The organism is Variovorax sp. GW823-FHT04B03 (assembly GCF_058796495.1).
In genome coordinates, this window is record NZ_JBXAIT010000001.1 from 630,750 (window position 1) to 647,434 (window position 16,685).

Sequence of the window (16,685 nt, forward strand, 5' to 3'; positions counted from 1 at the left end):
AGGCCGCCGCAGCCTGGTCCTCAGCGGGCCGGCGCCGACGTCATCGCCGGGTCCATGTAGGTGGCGTGCGAGCGCACGTACTCGGCGCGCAGGTGGCCTGCGTCCTTGTAGATCGGCGTGGCGTCGGCATCGGCGCGGGTGCACCAGTCTTTCTGGCACAGGCTCGGGATCGGGTCGATCACGATGGCGCCGCTGCGCTGCGCGATCTGCCGCATGCGCTCGTGCAGTGCTTTCTGCCTCGGGTCCCAGGGAGCGGTGGGCGACATCTTGCCCACTTGCATGTCGCCCAGGCGGCCGCCCTTGATGAACTCCTCGGGGCCGAAGCCCTCGCCGACCGGGTTGTCCAGCAGCAGGTAGACCTGCTTGTGTTTGGCCAACGTGGTCAGCACGGTCTCGAGCATGTTGAGCGAGAAGTCCACGCCGCCGCCGCCCATGAAGCGCCGCTTGTCCTTGCCGTCGAAGAAGTAGTAGCGGTCGGCCGCTGCGTTCTCGGCGTTGGGCTTGCCGGTCTCGGTGAAGTAGCAGTTCCAGCAGCCGCCGAAGACGACGGCGTCGAACCGGTCGCTCATGGCCAGCCGCATGCCGCCGTCGCGGCGTTCGCCACAGAGGTTGTTCTGCTCGTCGACCACGTTGGGGATCGGCGGGCAGGCGCCCCAGGTCACGAAGGAGAGCGAATCGAGCGTGCCCGGCGAGGTCTTGGAGAGTTCGACGGCGCGCGGCCCGTACTGTTCGACGTGGCTGTCCCCGAAGAACAGCACCCGTCGCTTGCCCTGCCCGATCTGCTGCAGCACCTCGCCGTCGACCTTGATCGGGCTCAGGCCGTCCGGGTAGGCCCAGTCCTTGGCGGCTGCGGCGGTCTTGTTGAAGTACGGATCGCTGTGGCGGCCGACGTAGTAGCGCGTGGTCGCCAGCAGGCCGAGCACGACGAAGCCGATCATCACGGCCACCAGCCCCGCCGTCACCGTCGGGTTCGCGCTGCGGCGCGTGTAGCGCTCGACGAACCGGTAGGTCAGCCAGGCGAGCACCAACGACGCCACCAGCATCAGCGCCCGGATGCCGTCCGACGGCAGCTTGCCTTCCAGGATGCGCGCGTAGGCCAGCAGCGGCCAGTGCCACAGATACAGCGGGTAGCTGATGAGCCCCACCCAGACCATCGGCTTGGAGGCCAGCACATAGCGGTTGAGCACGCCGCTCGGCCCGGCCGCGATGCAGAAGAAGGCGCCCACCGACGGCAGGATGGCCCAGAACCCGGGGAAGGCCTTGCCGCCGCGGATGTAGCACAGGCCCAGCACGATCAGCACGAGGCCGGCGATCGACTGTGCGTGGCGGCTCCAGCCCGGCTTCGGCGGCGGGCGGTGCAGCCGCGCGTAGGCCAGCATGCCGCCGATCATCAGTTCCCAGAAGCGCGACAGCGGCGAATAGAACGCGGCCGTGCGGTGGCTGTGGATGGTCGTCACGTTGAGCAGGAACGACATCGCCGCCACCGTGCCGAGCACCGTGAGCATGCGCCACTTGCGCTTCCAGGCCAGGCCCAGCAGCACGGGCCAGAAGATGTAGAACTGCTCTTCGATGGCCAGCGACCACAGGTGCAGCAGCGGCTTGGTCTCGGCGGCGTTGTCGAAGTAGCCGGCCTCGCTCCAGAAGGCGAAGTTCGAGACGAAGCCCGCGCCCGCGGCCACGTGCTTGCCCAGTTGTTCCCATTCGTGCGGCAGCAGGGCGAACCAGCCGAAGGCCATGGTGGCCAGCAGCACCAGCGCCAGCGCCGGGAAGATGCGCTTCACGCGCCGCGCATAGAACTCGCGGTAGCTGAAGCCGTCGCCCTGGAAGCTGCCCAGGATGATGGTGGTGATCAGGAAGCCCGAGATGACGAAGAAGATGTCGACACCGATGAAGCCGCCCTTGATCCACTGCGGGAACGCGTGGTAGCCGAGCACCGAGAGCACCGCGACGGCGCGCAGCCCGTCGATGTCCGGGCGGTATTTCGGGTGAACCAGGTGGGCGTGTTCGGGGAGGGAGGTCGGGCTGCTCGTGGTCGTCATCGTCGGTGCTGAAAGCGGCGCTTGCGGGCTTTTCGTGCGGGGCTTTTCGGCCCCGATTGTCCTCGCAAACGCCGCCGTGCCTTTTTCAGGCGGCGGCGCGCTGCAGCCGCCAGTAGCGCCAGAAAGCGCCCGACAGCCACACCTTGAGCAGGCTGGTCACGTGCCAGTACAGGTACTTCTTGCTGCGGTGGCTGGCGCGCTGGGCGTCGTGGCGCGCGCGCAGGTCTTCGGTCACCTGGAGCTTCCAGCCGGCCAGCCGGGTGCGGGCGCAGATGTCGAAGTCTTCCCCGTACATGAAGAAGCGTTCGTCGAAGCCGCCGATCTTGCGGTAGGCCTCGCTGCGAAACAGCATGAACAGCCCGGGAATCCAGGCCGGTACGGCCGGCGGCTGGTAGCCGGGCTTCTTGCGGCCCAGGATCTCGAAGGGAGTCAGCAGCGCGCGGTGCGGCTCGGGCTCGGGCCGGCCCGACTCCAGGATGCGCGGCGTCATCAGGCCGGCGTCGGGCGCGGCCTGGGCGAGCATCGGGGCGAGCACGTCGGCGTCCAGGCGGATGTCGGGGTTGAGCACCAGGAACCAGGGCGTGTCGCAGCGCGCGAAGGCCTGGTTGTGGTTGGCGCCGAAGCCCAGGGGCGCCGCGTTCTCGATGCGCTCGATGGGAAAGCCCCACTGTCGTCCTGCGAGCAGGTCGGCCTCGGGAATGTTCAGCGTGAGCACGACCTTGGCGATCGCGTCCCGGCTGTGCCGGTCGAGCTGCTCGAGCAGCGGCAGCACCAGCGCGAGCTGGCCGTGGCTCACGATCGACAGGGTGACCGGGGCGTGGGGTGAAGAAGGGGGCGTGGGCATGGTCTAATTTCGCTCGGGAATTCTAGGGTTCCCCCAACCCCACTCATGATTGCCCTGATCATCCTCAGTTTCTTCGTCTCCGCCATCGCGGTGCAGCTGTTCATGCGCCGCGCGCGCAGACACGCGCGCCGCTACGGCGCCGACATGCCCCAGCGTTTCCACAAGGGCCACGTGCCACGTCTGGGCGGGGCCGGCATCATGCTCGGCATGAGCGCGGCCTGGCTGGGCGCCGGCCTGATCGAGCCGCTGAACATCGCCTGGCCGCTCAAGTCCTCGATGCTCACGCTGGTGTGCATCCTGCCCGCCGTGCTCGGCGGCATCGTCGAAGACGTGACGCAGCAGGTCAAGGTGCGCTACCGGCTGGGCCTGACCATCGGCTCGGCGTTGCTGGTGTGCTGGGTGCAGGGGCTGGGCGTGGCGCGCACCGGCTTCGAGACGCTCGACGGCTGGCTCGCGCTGTTGCCTTACGCCTCGCTGGTCTTCGCGGCCCTGGCCATCGGCGGCCTGCCGCATGCCTTCAACATCATCGACGGCTACAACGGGCTGGCCGGCACCGTGGCCGTGCTCGTGTGCCTGGCGATCTCGCATGTGGCGCTGCAACTGGGCGACCGGCAGCTGGCGGCGATGGTGATCTGCCTGGTCGGCGCCACCTTCGGCTTCCTGGTCTGGAACTACCCGCGCGGCAAGATCTTCGCCGGCGACGGCGGCGCCTACGTCTGGGGCATGGTGATCGCCGTGGCCTGCGTGACGCTGGTGCAGCGCCACCGCGTGGTGTCGCCGTGGTTCCCGATGCTGCTCTTGATCTACCCGGTGTGGGAGACGCTGTTCTCCATCTACCGCAAGCTGGCCCGCGGCCAGTCGCCGGGCACGGCCGACGCGCTGCACTTCCACCAGCTGATCTTCCGGCGCATCGTGCGCGTGGCCTTCGCGGACGACGAGGCGCGCCAGCTGCTGGCGCGCAACAACCGCACCTCGCCCTACCTGTGGATGTTCGCCGCGCTGTCGGTGGTGCCCGCGGTGCTGTTCTGGAACAACACCTTCGTGCTGATGCTGTTCTGCCTTCTGTTCGTCACGACCTACGTCGGGGCGTACCTGATGATCGTGCGCTTCAAGGTTCCGCGCTGGCTGCGGCCCTGACCGCCGGCGCCGCCTTGTTGCGAGAATTCTTCCCATCGTCCACCGCTTTGGAGCCTGACCGCCCATGACCGACCCCGTCCTCAACATCCCTCCGCGCGACAAGGCCGAGATCCTGGCCCAGGCGCTGCCGTACATCCGCAAGTTCCACGGCAAGACCATCGTCATCAAGTACGGCGGCAACGCCATGACCGACCCCGCGCTGCAGGCCGACTTCGCCGAAGACGTGGTGCTGCTCAAGCTGGTCGGCATGAACCCGGTGGTGGTGCACGGCGGCGGCCCGCAGATCGAGGCCGCGCTGAACAAGCTGGGCAAGAAGGGCAGCTTCGTGCAGGGCATGCGCGTGACCGACGCCGAGACCATGGAAGTCGTCGAATGGGTGCTGGCCGGCGAGGTGCAGCAGGACATCGTGGGCCTGATCAACCAGGCCGGCGGCAAGGCCGTTGGCCTCACGGGACGCGACGGCGGCCTCATTCGCGCGCAAAAGCTCAAGCTGGCCGACCGCACCGACCCGAACGTGCACCACGACGTGGGCCAGGTCGGCGACATCGTCTCCATCGACCCCAGCGTGGTCAAGGCGCTGCAGGACGACGCCTTCATTCCCGTCGTGAGCCCGATTGGCTTCGGCGAGGAGAACGAGAGCTACAACATCAACGCCGACGTCGTCGCCGGCAAGCTGGCCACCGTGCTCAAGGCCGAGAAGCTCATGCTGCTGACGAACACGCCCGGCGTGCTCGACAAGAACGGCAACCTGCTCACCAACCTGAGCGCGCGCGAAATCGACGACCTGTTCGCCGACGGCACCATCTCGGGCGGCATGCTGCCCAAGATCGAAGGCGCGCTCGACGCGGCCAAGAGCGGCGTGAACGCGGTGCACATCATCGACGGCCGCGTGCCGCACGCGATGCTGCTCGAGATCCTGACCGACCAGGCCTACGGCACGATGATCCGGGCGCGTTGAGCGCCCTCCGCGTGCCTTCCGTCGGCGGAAGGCGCGCGCTCACTGCGCTGTGCGAGAATCAATTGATTACATCTTTGCACGCGCTCCCATGCAGAACGAAGAGACAGCTGCCCCCGGCGTAGAGACCCCGGCCGACACGCCCGCCGCCGCACCGACGCGCAAGCGCCCCAAGCCGGGCGAGCGGCGCGTGCAGATCCTGCAGGCGCTGGCCGCCATGCTGGAGCAGCCCGGTGCCGAGCGGGTCACCACCGCCGCGCTGGCCGCGCGGCTCGAGGTGAGCGAGGCGGCCCTGTACCGCCACTTCGCGAGCAAGGCCCAGATGTTCGAGGGCCTCATCGACTTCATCGAGCAGAGCGTCTTCACGCTGGTCAACCAGATCCTCGAGCGCGAAGGCGCCACCGGCAGCCAGCAGGCGGCCCGCATCCTCGTGCTGCTCGTGCAGTTCGCCGAGCGCAACCCCGGCATGACGCGCGTCATGGTCGGCGATGCACTGGTGTTCGAGAACGAGCGCCTGCAGCAGCGCATGAACCAGTTCTTCGACAAGATCGAGGCCACGCTGCGCCAAGTGCTGCGCGGCGCGGCCGCCGCCGACGGCTCGGCCACGCCCAGCGTCGATGCCCAGGTGCGCGCTGCGGCGCTCACGGCCTTCGTGGTGGGGCAGCTGCAGCGCTTTGCGCGCTCGGGTTTCCGCCGCGCGCCGTCGGAACACCTGGAAGCCACGATCGCCCTGATCGTTTGATGGCCTTGCCGGCAAGGCCGGCGCCGTAACGCTGAACTCGACGCGGCCCCTTGCGGCGCGTACGATCAATTTCCTCCCTTGCCGCCACGCGGTGTCGCGGTGACAAGCCCGTTTCGCATGACCTCTGGATCGGAGGCTCGCATGAGTGCTTGTCCTTCCCGCCGCCGCTGGCCTTCCGGGGCGTGCCATGCCTGACGCCGCCGCCCGTCCGGCCCTTCTCCTGCATGCCGTTGCGCTCACCGCGGTCGCCATGGTCGCGTTCGCGGCCAACTCGCTGCTGTGCCGGCTCGCGCTGCAGCACGGCGGCATCGACCCGGCCAGCTTCGGCAGCATCCGGCTCGCGTCCGGGGCGATCACGTTGGCGCTTGTCGTGCGCTTCCGATCGCAGCCGTCCGCCCTCGGGCGCACCGGCTGGCTTCCGGCCGTCATGCTGTTCGCCTATGTGGCGTTCTTCTCCTTCGCGTACCTCAGCCTTTCGGCGGGCACGGGCGCGCTGATCCTCTTCGGCGCGGTGCAGCTCACGATGCTGGGCGCGGGGCTGGGCGGCGGCGAGCGCTTCGGGGTGCTGGCGTGGTGCGGCTTCGTCCTTGCGGCGGCCGGCCTCGTCTACCTGGTGTCGCCGGGCATCGCCGCGCCGCCGTTGCTGGGCGCCGTGCTGATGGCGGTGGCGGGCGTGGCGTGGGGCGTGTATTCGCTGCGCGGCCGGGGCGTGGCCGACCCGCTGGCCGCGACCGCTCGCAACTTCCTGCGCGCCGTGCCGCTGGCCCTGGCGCTGAGCCTGGTGTTCGCCACGCGCGCGCACGCCGATGCGCGCGGCGTCGCGCTGGCCGTGGCCTCCGGTGCGCTGACCTCGGGGCTCGGCTACGTCGTCTGGTACGCGGCGCTGGGCCGGCTGTCGGCGTTGCGGGCGGCCACGGTGCAACTGTCGGTGCCGCTGCTGGCGGCGTTCGGCGGCGTGCTGTTCCTGTCGGAAGCGATCACGCCGCGGCTGGCGCTCGCCTCGGTGGCGATCCTCGGCGGCATCGCGCTCGTGCTGAGCCAGAAGTCGCGTCAGGCGGCGCGACGCTAGGCGACGGTCACGCCCACCTTGACGCCGGCGGCGACGATCTCGCCCCAGGTCGCGTCGTCGACCCACACCCCATCGCGCCGGCGTGCCGCGCGCGCTTGGCGCTCCGGCTCGCCCGCGATCTGCACGGCCTCGAAGCCCTGGCCCGGCGGGCTTTGCCGCAGCCAGCCGATGAACTCGCGTGCCTCCTCGTCGAAGGCCTTCTGCGTGCCGAGCTTCGCGGGGTCGATCAGCACCGTCAGCATGCCGTTGAGCACCGTGCGCGCCGTGTCCGCCGGCCGGTGCCAGGTGCCGCCGCCCGTGAGCGCGCCGCCCAGCAGCTCGCAGGCCACGGCCATGCCGTAGCCCTTGTGCTCGCCGAAGGTCATGAGCGCGCCGAACAGGCCGTTGCCCTGCGGCACCACGACCACGCCCGGGTCGTTGGTGGGCGCGCCGTGCTCGTCGATCAGGTAGCCGTCGGGCACCTGCTCGCCCTTGTTGTGGGCCACGCGCATCTTGCCCTGCGCCACGCGGCTGGTCGCGTAGTCGAGCACGAAGGGCTCGGCGCCCGCCAGCGGAATGCCGATGCAGCACGGGTTGGTGCCGAAGCGCCCGTCGCCGCCGCCCCAGGGCGCCACCACGGGCCGCGAGAGCACGTTGACGAAGTGCATCGCCACCAGCCCCCGCGCCGTCGCCATCTCCGCGAAATGGCCGATGCGCCCCAGGTGGTGCGCGTTCGCGAGCGTGAAGATGCAGCTGCCGTGCTGCTTCGCGCGCGCGATGCCGAGCTCCATCGCCTGCACGCCGACGATCTGCCCGTAGCCGTGCTGGCCGTCCAGGCCCATCAGCGTGCCGATGTCGAGGTTGACCTTCACGGCGGCGTTGGGCACGAGGCCGCCCTCGGCCACCGCATCGATGTAGCGCGGCAGCATGCCCACGCCGTGCGAGTCGTGCCCGCTCAGGTTGGCCAGCACGAGGTTGGCGGCCACCTGCTGTGCTTCGGCGGCGCTGCTGCCCGCGGCTTCGAGGATGCGGGCGACGTTGGCTTGCAGGCCGTCGGCCGGCAGGGTTCTGGACATGGATCAGGCTCCTCGTGCGTTCAATGGGATGGCATAGCCGAAGGGGAGGGCGGGCCTCACATCACCGCGCCGACTTGCCACGGCACGAACTCGTTCTGCCCGTAGCCGTGCTGTTCGCTCTTGGAGTGCGCGCCCGAGGCCGTGGCCAGCACCAGCTCGAAGATGCGCTGGCCCATCTCCGCAATCGACGCTGTGCCGTCGACGATCTCGCCGCAGTTGATGTCCATGTCTTCTTCCTGTCGCTGCCACAGCGCCGAGTTGGTCGCCAGCTTGAGCGAGGGCGAGGGCGCGCAGCCGTAGGCCGAGCCGCGACCGGTCGTGAAGCAGATCAGGTTCGCGCCGCCCGCCACCTGGCCCGTGGCGCTCACCGGGTCGTAGCCCGGCGTGTCCATGTAGACGAAGCCGTGCGCGGTGACGGGCTCGGCGTATTCGTACACCGCCTCGAGGTTGCTCGTGCCGCCCTTGGCGACCGCGCCCAGCGACTTCTCGAGGATGGTCGTGAGCCCGCCCGCCTTGTTGCCCGGCGAGGGGTTGTTGTTCATCTCGCCTTCGTTGATGGCGGTGTAGTGCTCCCACCACTTGATGCGCTCCACCAGCTTCTGGCCGACCTCGCGCTTCACCGCGCGGCGTGTCAGCAGGTGCTCGGCGCCGTAGACCTCGGGCGTTTCGCTGAGGATGGCCGTGCCGCCGTGCGCCACCAGCAGGTCGACCGCCGCGCCCAGCGCCGGGTTCGCGCTGATGCCCGAGTAGCCGTCCGAGCCGCCGCACTGCAGCCCGATGGTGATGTGCGCCGCGCTGCACGGCTCGCGCTTCACGGCGTTGGCGCGCGGCAGCATCTCGTTGATGAGCGCCACGCCCTTCTCGACGGTCTTGCGCGTGCCGCCCGTGTCCTGGATGTTGAAGGTGCGGAAGTTCTCGCCCTCGGCCAGGTGGCCGGTCGCGAGCCAGGCGTTGATCTGGTTGGCTTCGCAGCCCAGTCCCACCACCAGCACGCCCGCGAAGTTCGGGTGCGTGGCGTAGCCCGTGAGCGTGCGCTCCAGGATCTGCATGCCCATGCCCTGCGTGTCCATGCCGCAGCCCGTGCCGTGCGTCAGTGCGACCACGCCGTCGACGTTCGGAAACGCGGCGAGCGCCTGCGGATTCGTCTTGCGCGAGAAGTGGTCGGCAATGGCGCGCGCAGCGGTGGCCGAGCAGTTCACGCTGGTCAGCACGCCGATGTAGTTGCGCGTGGCCACGCGGCCGTCGGCGCGCTGGATGCCCATGAAGGTGGCTTCGCGTTTCGAGGGTGCGGGCTTCACGTCGGCGCCGAAGGCGTAGTCGCGTTCGAAGTCGCCCTTGTCGGGGCCCATGTCCAGGTTCTGCGTGTGCACGTGCTCGCCGGCGGCAATGGCCTTGCTCGCGAAGCCGATGATCTGGTTGTAGCGGCGCACTGGTTCGCCCTGCGCGATGGCGCGCATGGCGACCTTGTGCCCCGGCGGGATCAGGCCGCGCACGGCCACGTTCTCGACGAGCGTGCCGCCCAGCAGTTGCGAGCGCGCGATGACGACGTCGTCGGCGGGATGGAGTCGGATGTAGGGGGTCATCGTGGGTATCGTTCTCGGAGCCGGCGCGGGTGCGCCGGCGGTGGTCGTTACTGCATGATCTTCGGCAGCCACAGCACGGTGGCGGGCCAGTAGGTGATGATGCCCAGGCTCAACAGCAACGGCACCAGCCAGGGCAGGATTGCCATCGTCGTGCGCTCGATGCTCAGGTTGGCGATGCGCGCCAGCACGAACAGCACCATGCCCATCGGCGGATGCAGCACGCCGATCATGAGGTTGAGCACCATCACCACGCCGAAGTGCACCGGGTCGATGCCCAGCTGGTTCGAGATCGGCAGCAGGATCGGCACCAGGATCGTGATGGCCGCCGTGGTCTCCAGGAAGCAGCCCACGAACAGCATCAGCAGGTTCGCCAGCAGCAGGAACACCCAGGCTTCCTTGGTGAAGTTGAGCACCCAGCTCGCGATGTCGGCCGTGACGCCGGTGGCCGTCAGCATCCAGCCGAAGATCGAGGCGGCCGCCACGATGAAGAGCACCGTGGAGGTCGACTCCACCGTCTCCAGGCAGACCTTGACGAACATCTTCCACTGCAGCGTGCGGTACCAGAAGAAGCCCAGCACCATCGCCCACACGCAGGCGGCAATGGCGCCTTCGGTGGCGGTGAACAGGCCCGTCGCCATGCCGCCGATGAGCAGCACCGGCGTCATGATCGGCAGCACCGCCTCGAACTTGAAGACCTTGTCGGCCGCGAAGAGGATCACCAGCGCAATGGCCACCGCCGGTTGGGCCGGCGCGCCGAACTTGTCGACTGCGAACCACAGCAGCGTGGGCCACAGGCACACCACCAGCAGCTCGACCAGCGCCTTCATGAGGCGCGGCCACTGGAACTTCACGTCCGCGCCCCAGCCGTTCTTGTGCGCGTAGTAGGCCACCGTGAGCATCATGAGCAGCGTCATGATGAGCCCCGGCATCAGCCCCGCGATGAACAGCGCGCCCACCGACACGTTGGCCATCATCCCGTAGATCACGAAGGGCAGGCTCGGCGGAATGATCGGCCCCAGCGTGGCCGAGGCCGCGGTCACGCCGACCGCGAACTCGGTCGAGTAGCCGTGCTCCTTCATCGCCTTGATCTCGATCGTGCCCAGGCCGGCCGCGTCCGCGATGGCGGTGCCGCTCATGCCCGAGAAGATCACCGAGCCCAGGATGTTCACGTGCCCCAGGCCGCCCTTGAGCCAGCCCACCAATGCGAGCGCGAAGTTGTAGATGCGGTTGGTGATGCCGGCGTTGTTCATCAGGTTGCCGGCGAGGATGAAGAAGGGAACGGCGAGCAGCGGAAAGCTGTCGACGCCGCTCACCATGCGGTGAATGACGACGAAGCCCGGCAGGTTGCCGCTCCAGAGGATGTAGACCAGCGAGGCACCGGCCATGGCCACGGCGACCGGGATGCCGGCGCTCATGAAGAGCAGGAAGGCGATCTTCAGCATGTTGTTGTCGTGATGGAGTGGGGTTGCGACCTCAGCGGTCGTCGATCGTGGATTCGGGCCGCTCCAGCACGCAGTAGCCGCGGCGCCAGTGCACCACGCTCACCTGCACCGAGCGCACGCACATGGCGACGAAGCCCAGGAGGCACACGCCGTAGACGATGTTCATCGGCAGGTCGACGATGGTCATGCTCGCGTTGTTGCCGATCTTGAGCATCATCTGCACCGTCATGACCACGGCCGCCGCGAAGAACGCCGTGCGCAGCACGTCGACCAGCAGGCCCAGCGCGCGGCCCATGGCCGGCGGCATGTGGCGGTAGAAGAAGTCGACCTGGATGTGGTTGTTGCGCGCCACGCCGATCGACGCGCCCACGAACACAGTGCCCACCAGCAGGTAGCGCGCGATCTCCTCGGTCCAGGAGGCCGAGTCGTTCAGCACGTAGCGCGTCACGAACTGGTAGAGCACCGTGAGGCCCAGCACCCAGAAGATGCCCAGGGCGGCCCAGGCCTCCACGGTGGTGCCGGACAGGTCGACGGCCTCGTCCTTGGCGTGGAATTCGCCGTCGTCGCCCAGCAGCTTGTCGTCGCTCATCGTGTGGCCTTACTTGATCGCGATGATGCGGTCGTAGTCCTGCTGGCGGTAGCCGTGGTCGGTGGGCTTGGTGTTCTTGAGCACGGCCTCGCGGAACGCGCCCTTGTCGACCGTGATCACGTTGTTGCCCTTCTTCTTGAACTCCTCCACCAGCCGGGTCTCGGAGGCGATGATCTCGCGGCCGGTTTTTTCGGCGGCTTCCTGCATCACGTCGTTGAACATCTTCTTCTCGTCGGCGCTGAGCTTGGCCCACAGCTGGCCCGAGACCACGGTGAGCAGCGAGTCGACGATGTGGCCGGTCAGCGAGATGTTCTTCTGCACCTCGTAGAACTTCTTGGCCTCGATGGTGGGCAGCGGGTTCTCCTGCGCATCCACGGTGCCGCTTTGCAGCGCGAGGTAGACCTCGGCGAAGGCGATCGGCGTGGCGTTGGCGCCCAGCGACTTGGGAAAGGCCAGGTAGGCGGGCGCGTCGGGCACGCGGATCTTCAGGCCCTTCATGTCCTCGGGCTTGCTCACCGGCTTGGCCGCGCTCGAGGTGACGTGGCGCGCGCCGTAGTAGTTGAGCGCCGTGATGTGGTTGCCGGTCTTGTCGTCGTAGCCCTTGGCGAGCTCCTTGAACACGTCGCTCCTGGCGTACTTCAGCTGGTGCTCCGCGTCGCGGAAGATGAACGGAAAGTAGGTGATGGCCAGCGGCTTGTAGCTGTTGCCCGCGAAGCTCGCGCCGGTCAGCACGATGTCGACCGTGCCCAGCGTCAGGCCCTGGTTGATGTCGGCTTCCTTGCCCAGGCTGGAGGCCGGGAACACCTGGATGTCGTACTTGCCGTTGCTGCGCTTCTTGATCTCCTCGGCCGCCCACACCGAGTACTTGTGGAAGGGCTCCGAGGTCTCGTAGACGTGCGCCCACTTGAGCTTGGTCTGCGCCGAGGCGATGCCCGATACGCCAAGCGCGCCGGCTGCGAGGGCGCAGGCGGCCAGGGCCTTGAGGGCGGTGCGTTTGCTGTTCTTGCTGCTGCTGATCATGGGGTGTGTCTCCGTTGTAGTGAACTGGCAGGAAGGCTGGCGAGAAATCAGGCGGGCTTGGCGCGGCGCCAGCTCGCGCTGAAACGGTGGTGCGAGTTGTCCATGTGCGTGTGCATCGCGCTGCGCGCGGCCTCGGCGTCGCGCGCGGCAATGGCGTCGCGGATCGCCTCGTGCTCGGTGATGGCGGCGCGCCACGAGGTCACGGTCTCGAAGTAGCCGCCCAGCCGCGTGAAGATCGGGCCGCGGCGCGAATCCCAGAAGCCCTGCACCGTCTCGACCAGCACCACGTTGCCGCTGGCGCCGACGATGGCCAGGTGAAAGGCGCGGTCGCCGTCCAGCGGCATGACGTTGCGGTCGGCCATCTCGCGCATGGTGGCGATGGCGCGCGTCATCGCGTCCACGTCCTTGCGCTTGCCCGAGAGGGCGGCGATGGCGGCGGTCTCGCCCTCGATCACGCGGCGCGCGCGGATCAGCTCCAACGGCCCCCACTCGGTGGGCGCCACCGGTGCGCTGGCGCGGTGCGAGCGGTCGAGCACGTACACGCCCGAGCCGGTGCGCACCTCGACCCAGCCCTCGACCTCCAGCGCGATGAGCGCCTCGCGCACCGAGGGCCGGCTCACGCCGAGCTGCTTGGCCAGGTCGCGCTCGGCGGGCAGGCGTGCGCCCACGTCGAATTCGCCCTTGGCGATCAGCCCCCGGAGCTGGTCGGCAATCTGGCGGTAGAGGCGTTGGGGTTCGACGGTCTGGAGCGGCACGGGAGCAGGCAGTGGGTGCGGGCGAGGCGGTGGATCGGCTTAAGGGTTGTCCTGAATTGGACAAGTGGTAAGGCCAATTCAGAATACGGCGATTCACAGATGTCACCCATCGGGCCTAACCCGAACCCACCCCGCATCCGCAGAACACCCCAGGAGACACCGACCATGAGATTGAAGGGAAAGACCGTGCTCGTCACCGCCGCCGGCCAGGGCATCGGCCGCGCCAGCGTGCTGGCGCTCGCGGCCGAGGGCGCCCATGTGTGGGCCACCGACGTCAACGAGCAGCTGCTGTCGGCCTATGCCGGCGTGGCGAACGTCACGGCCCTGAAGCTCGACGTGCTCGACAAGGCCGCCATCGGCGCGGTCGTGGCGCAGCTGCCCACGCTCGACGTGCTGTTCAACTGCGCGGGCGTGGTGCACAACGGCACCATCGAGCAGGCCGGCGACGACGACCTCGACTTTGCCTTCCGCCTCAACGTGCGCGCCCAGATGTGGACCATCCAGGCCGTGCTGCCCGGCATGCTCGCGGCCGGGCGCGGCAGCATCATCAACATGGCCAGCGTGTGTTCCAGCATCAAGGGCCTGCCCAACCGCTTCGTCTACGGCACCACCAAGGCGGCCGTGCTCGGCCTCACCAAGAGCGTGGCGGCCGACTACGTGGCCCACGGCATCCGCTGCAATGCCGTGTGCCCAGGCACGGTCGACACGCCTTCGCTGGGCGATCGCATCAACGCCAACGCCGACCCCGAGGCCGCGCGCAAGGCCTTCGTGGCGCGCCAGCCCATGGGCCGGCTCGCACAGGCCGAGGAGATCGCGCCGGTGGTGGTGTTCCTGGCCAGCGACGAATCCATCTTCGCGACCGGCCAGTACTTCACCGTGGACGGCGGCATCACGATATGAACCGGCTCGATTTCGAAGGCCGCCACGCCGTGGTCACCGGCGGTGCCACGGGGCTGGGCTTCGGTATCGCGCAGCGGCTCGTCGCCTCGGGCGGCAGCGTCACGCTGTGGGACCGCGACGAGGCCGCCGCCGGGCGCGCGGCCGAAGCGCTGGGCGCCAAGGCCTTCGCACTGAAGGTCGACGTGACGCAGCAGCCCTCGGTCGCGAAAGCCGTGGCGGCCACGCTCGCGCACGCGCCGCGCATCGACGCGCTGGTCAACAGTGCCGGCATCACCGGGCCCAACGTCAAGTTGTGGGACTACCCGGTGGACGAGTGGCGTCAGGTGATGGAGGTCAACGTCAACGGCGTGTTCCTGTGCTGCCGCGAGGTGGTGGCGCAGATGCGCAGGCAGGGCACGAAGGGGGAGGGCCGCATCGTCAACATCGCCTCGGTGGCGGGCAAGGACGGCAACCCCAACGCCAGCGCGTACAGTGCGAGCAAGGCCGCCGTCATCGGGCTCACCAAGTCGCTCGGCAAGGAGCTGGCCGACACCGGCATCCGCGTGAACTGCGTGACGCCCGCGGCGGTGAAGACTGCCATCTTCGACCAGATGACCCCCGACCACATCGCCTTCATGCTCTCGAAGATTCCCATGGGCCGCTTCGGCACCGTGGAAGAGGTGGCGGCGATGGTCGGCTGGCTGTGCACCGACGATTGTTCGTTTTCCACCGGCGCGGTCTTCGACCTCTCCGGTGGCCGCTCCACCTACTGACCCCATTCCCTATTTCAATGCACTGAAAGGAACGCATGAAACTCGTCCGCTACGGCAACCCCGGCAAAGAGAAGCCCGGCCTCATCGACAACGAAGGCAAGCTGCGCGACCTGAGCGCCGTCGTCAAGGACATCGGTCCCGACCAGCTCGGCGATGCCGCCCTGGCCAAGCTGCGCAAGACCAAGCTCGACAAGCTGCCGCTGGTCAAGGGCAAGCCGCGCTTCGGCAGCCCCGTGGCCAACGTCGGCAAGTTCATCGCCATCGGCCTGAACTACGCCGACCACGCGGCCGAATCGGGCCTGCCGGTGCCCAAGGAACCCATCGTCTTCATGAAGGCCACCAGCTGCATCCAGGGCCCGAACGACCCGGTGATGCTGCCCAAGGGCTCGGTCAAGTCCGACTGGGAGGTCGAGCTCGGCGTGGTCATCGGCACGAAGGCGCGCTATGTGTCGCAAAAGAGCGCACTCGACTACGTGGCCGGCTACTGCACCATCAACGACGTGAGCGAGCGCGAGTTCCAGATCGAGCGCGGCGGCACCTGGGACAAGGGCAAGGGCTGCGACACCTTCGGCCCCATCGGCCCCTGGCTCGTCACGCGCGACGAGATCGAGAACCCGCAGAAGCTCGCCATGTGGCTCGACCTGAACGGCCAGCGCGTGCAGACCGGCAGCACCAAGACCATGATCTTCAGCGTGGCCAAGCTCGTGAGCTACGTGAGCCAGTTCATGACGCTGATGCCCGGCGACGTGATCACCACCGGCACGCCGCCTGGCGTCGGCATGGGCATGAAGCCGCCGCTGTTCCTGAAGAAGGGCGACGTGATGACGCTGGGTATCGAAGGCCTGGGCGAGCAGCGCCAGGAAGTGGTGCCCTTCAAGCTCTGAGCACGCGCACCAGCTCGTCGTACACCAGCCGCACGCGCGCCGGCACCGGCGCGCGCTGCGGGCGGTAGACGTGGATCGGCCAGGGCTCGGGCGCCTCGGCCGCCAGCACCTCCACCAGCGCGCCCGATTGCAGCCATGGCTGCGCCAGCGGCCCGATGAGCTGGCCGAAGCCGATGCCCGCGAGCACCGCGGCGCATTCGGCGTCGATGTTGTCCGTCACGAACGCGGGCGACGACACGGTGAACACCCGTTTCTTGCTGAAGGCCCACGGCCACGGCCGGCCCGAGCTGTGGTCGATCAGCGCCGTCACCGGCAGCCCGGACAGCGCATCGGCGGTGCGCGGCGCACCGACCCGCTCGACGAGTGCGGGTGAGCCCACCACGCACAGCGACATCTTTCCCACGCCCCGCGCCACGAAGCGCGCGTCGCGCATCGGGCCGACGCGCACGCCGAGGTCGATCTGCTGGTCGACCACGTCGGCATGCTGCTCCGACAGCCGCAGGTCGAGCACCAGCCCGGGGTGCTGCACCAGCAGCGGCGCCAGCGCCTGCGGGATCAGCCGGGCGTACACATGCGGCGCCGTGACCCGCACCGTGCCCGTGTGCTGCGACAGCGCGCGCCGGTCGATGCGGTGGAAAAGTTCGTCCACGCCACCCACGGCCACGCGGGCGCGCTCGGCGAGCTGGCGCCCGAAATCGGTCAGCTGCACGCCGCGCGTGCTGCGGTGAAAGAGCGGTTCGCCCAGTTCTTCTTCGAGTTCGCGCACGGCGCGCGTCACCACCTGCGGCGACACCGACAGGCGCACGGCCGCCTCGCGGAAGTTGGCGGCATCGGCGGCGGTGAAGAACACGCGCAGGGCTTCGAGGCGGTTGGACATGGGGTGTTCCTTTTTTGGGAATTCTGAAGTCGCCAGAGTTTC

16 protein-coding genes are annotated in these 16,685 nt (G+C 68.5%); 7 read left to right on the forward strand and 9 right to left on the reverse strand.

All coding sequences use genetic code 11. The features are described 5' to 3' along the window. Positions 1–20: 20 nt before the first annotated feature. Positions 21–2,039 (reverse strand): acyltransferase family protein, encoded by a 2,019-nt coding sequence (locus AC1RAD_RS02770; protein ID WP_492733771.1) that lies wholly within the window; start codon positions 2,037–2,039, stop codon positions 21–23. Between the two features lie 85 nt (positions 2,040–2,124). Next, positions 2,125–2,883: a glycosyltransferase family 2 protein gene (locus AC1RAD_RS02775; RefSeq protein WP_492733772.1), complete on the reverse strand. Its 759-nt coding sequence runs from the start codon at positions 2,881–2,883 to the stop codon at positions 2,125–2,127. A gap of 45 nt (positions 2,884–2,928) precedes the next feature. On the opposite strand from AC1RAD_RS02775, the gene AC1RAD_RS02780 reads away from it, so the two are divergent. From AC1RAD_RS02780 to AC1RAD_RS02795, 4 genes are all read left to right on the forward strand, one after another. Then, positions 2,929–4,020 (forward strand): glycosyltransferase family 4 protein, encoded by a 1,092-nt coding sequence (locus tag AC1RAD_RS02780; protein WP_062471143.1) that lies wholly within the window; start codon positions 2,929–2,931, stop codon positions 4,018–4,020. Between the two features lie 64 nt (positions 4,021–4,084). Further along, entirely contained in the window at positions 4,085–4,978 is an 894-nt protein-coding gene (argB, locus tag AC1RAD_RS02785) for an acetylglutamate kinase (RefSeq protein ID WP_062471140.1), read from the forward strand. 88 nt (positions 4,979–5,066) lie between these two features. Next, positions 5,067–5,717 (forward strand): nucleoid occlusion factor SlmA, encoded by a 651-nt coding sequence (gene slmA, locus AC1RAD_RS02790; protein ID WP_062471138.1) that lies wholly within the window; start codon positions 5,067–5,069, stop codon positions 5,715–5,717. A 187-nt stretch (positions 5,718–5,904) separates the two neighbouring features. After that, positions 5,905–6,786 carry a DMT family transporter gene (locus AC1RAD_RS02795; protein ID WP_492731689.1) on the forward strand — a complete coding sequence of 294 codons (882 nt, stop codon included), beginning with the start codon at positions 5,905–5,907 and terminating at the stop codon, positions 6,784–6,786. On the opposite strand, the gene AC1RAD_RS02800 is transcribed toward AC1RAD_RS02795, so the two are convergent. The 6 genes from AC1RAD_RS02800 to AC1RAD_RS02825 are packed head-to-tail and all read right to left on the reverse strand — an operon-like array spanning position 6,783 to position 13,230. Then, complete coding sequence (locus AC1RAD_RS02800) at positions 6,783–7,841, reverse strand: malate/lactate/ureidoglycolate dehydrogenase (protein ID WP_492733774.1); 1,059 nt, start codon at positions 7,839–7,841, stop codon at positions 6,783–6,785. The two genes, AC1RAD_RS02795 and AC1RAD_RS02800, sit on opposite strands and share 4 nt — an antisense overlap. 56 nt (positions 7,842–7,897) lie before the next feature. Then, the gene (locus tag AC1RAD_RS02805; protein WP_492733776.1) at positions 7,898–9,424 is read right to left on the reverse strand and encodes a UxaA family hydrolase; all 1,527 of its coding nucleotides are present in this window, start codon (positions 9,422–9,424) and stop codon (positions 7,898–7,900) included. Positions 9,425–9,471: 47 nt separating this feature from the next. Beyond that, positions 9,472–10,866, reverse strand: a complete 1,395-nt coding sequence (locus AC1RAD_RS02810) for a TRAP transporter large permease (RefSeq protein WP_095743531.1) — start codon at positions 10,864–10,866, stop codon at positions 9,472–9,474. A 31-nt stretch (positions 10,867–10,897) separates the two neighbouring features. Next, positions 10,898–11,455 (reverse strand): TRAP transporter small permease, encoded by a 558-nt coding sequence (locus AC1RAD_RS02815; RefSeq protein ID WP_070060225.1) that lies wholly within the window; start codon positions 11,453–11,455, stop codon positions 10,898–10,900. Positions 11,456–11,464: 9 nt separating this feature from the next. Beyond that, positions 11,465–12,475, reverse strand: a complete 1,011-nt coding sequence (locus AC1RAD_RS02820) for a sialic acid TRAP transporter substrate-binding protein SiaP (protein WP_070060224.1) — start codon at positions 12,473–12,475, stop codon at positions 11,465–11,467. 47 nt (positions 12,476–12,522) lie between these two features. Next, positions 12,523–13,230 carry a FadR/GntR family transcriptional regulator gene (locus AC1RAD_RS02825; RefSeq protein WP_159273772.1) on the reverse strand — a complete coding sequence of 236 codons (708 nt, stop codon included), beginning with the start codon at positions 13,228–13,230 and terminating at the stop codon, positions 12,523–12,525. A gap of 165 nt (positions 13,231–13,395) precedes the next feature. Here AC1RAD_RS02825 and AC1RAD_RS02830 point away from each other — a divergent pair, with 165 nt between their 5' ends. The 3 genes from AC1RAD_RS02830 to AC1RAD_RS02840 are packed head-to-tail and all read left to right on the forward strand — an operon-like array spanning position 13,396 to position 15,766. Beyond that, on the forward strand, positions 13,396–14,130 hold the full coding sequence (locus AC1RAD_RS02830) for an SDR family oxidoreductase (RefSeq protein WP_492733777.1): 735 nt from the start codon (positions 13,396–13,398) through the stop codon (positions 14,128–14,130). Next, the gene (locus AC1RAD_RS02835) at positions 14,127–14,882 is read left to right on the forward strand and encodes an SDR family NAD(P)-dependent oxidoreductase (RefSeq protein ID WP_095743533.1); all 756 of its coding nucleotides are present in this window, start codon (positions 14,127–14,129) and stop codon (positions 14,880–14,882) included. The genes AC1RAD_RS02830 and AC1RAD_RS02835 overlap by 4 nt, the downstream gene beginning before the upstream one ends. 35 nt (positions 14,883–14,917) lie before the next feature. Next, positions 14,918–15,766, forward strand: a complete 849-nt coding sequence (locus AC1RAD_RS02840; RefSeq protein WP_492733779.1) for a fumarylacetoacetate hydrolase family protein — start codon at positions 14,918–14,920, stop codon at positions 15,764–15,766. On the opposite strand, the gene AC1RAD_RS02845 is transcribed toward AC1RAD_RS02840, so the two are convergent. Beyond that, positions 15,756–16,643, reverse strand: a complete 888-nt coding sequence (locus AC1RAD_RS02845; protein WP_492733781.1) for a LysR family transcriptional regulator — start codon at positions 16,641–16,643, stop codon at positions 15,756–15,758. The genes AC1RAD_RS02840 and AC1RAD_RS02845 overlap by 11 nt on opposite strands. Positions 16,644–16,685: the final 42 nt, after the last annotated feature.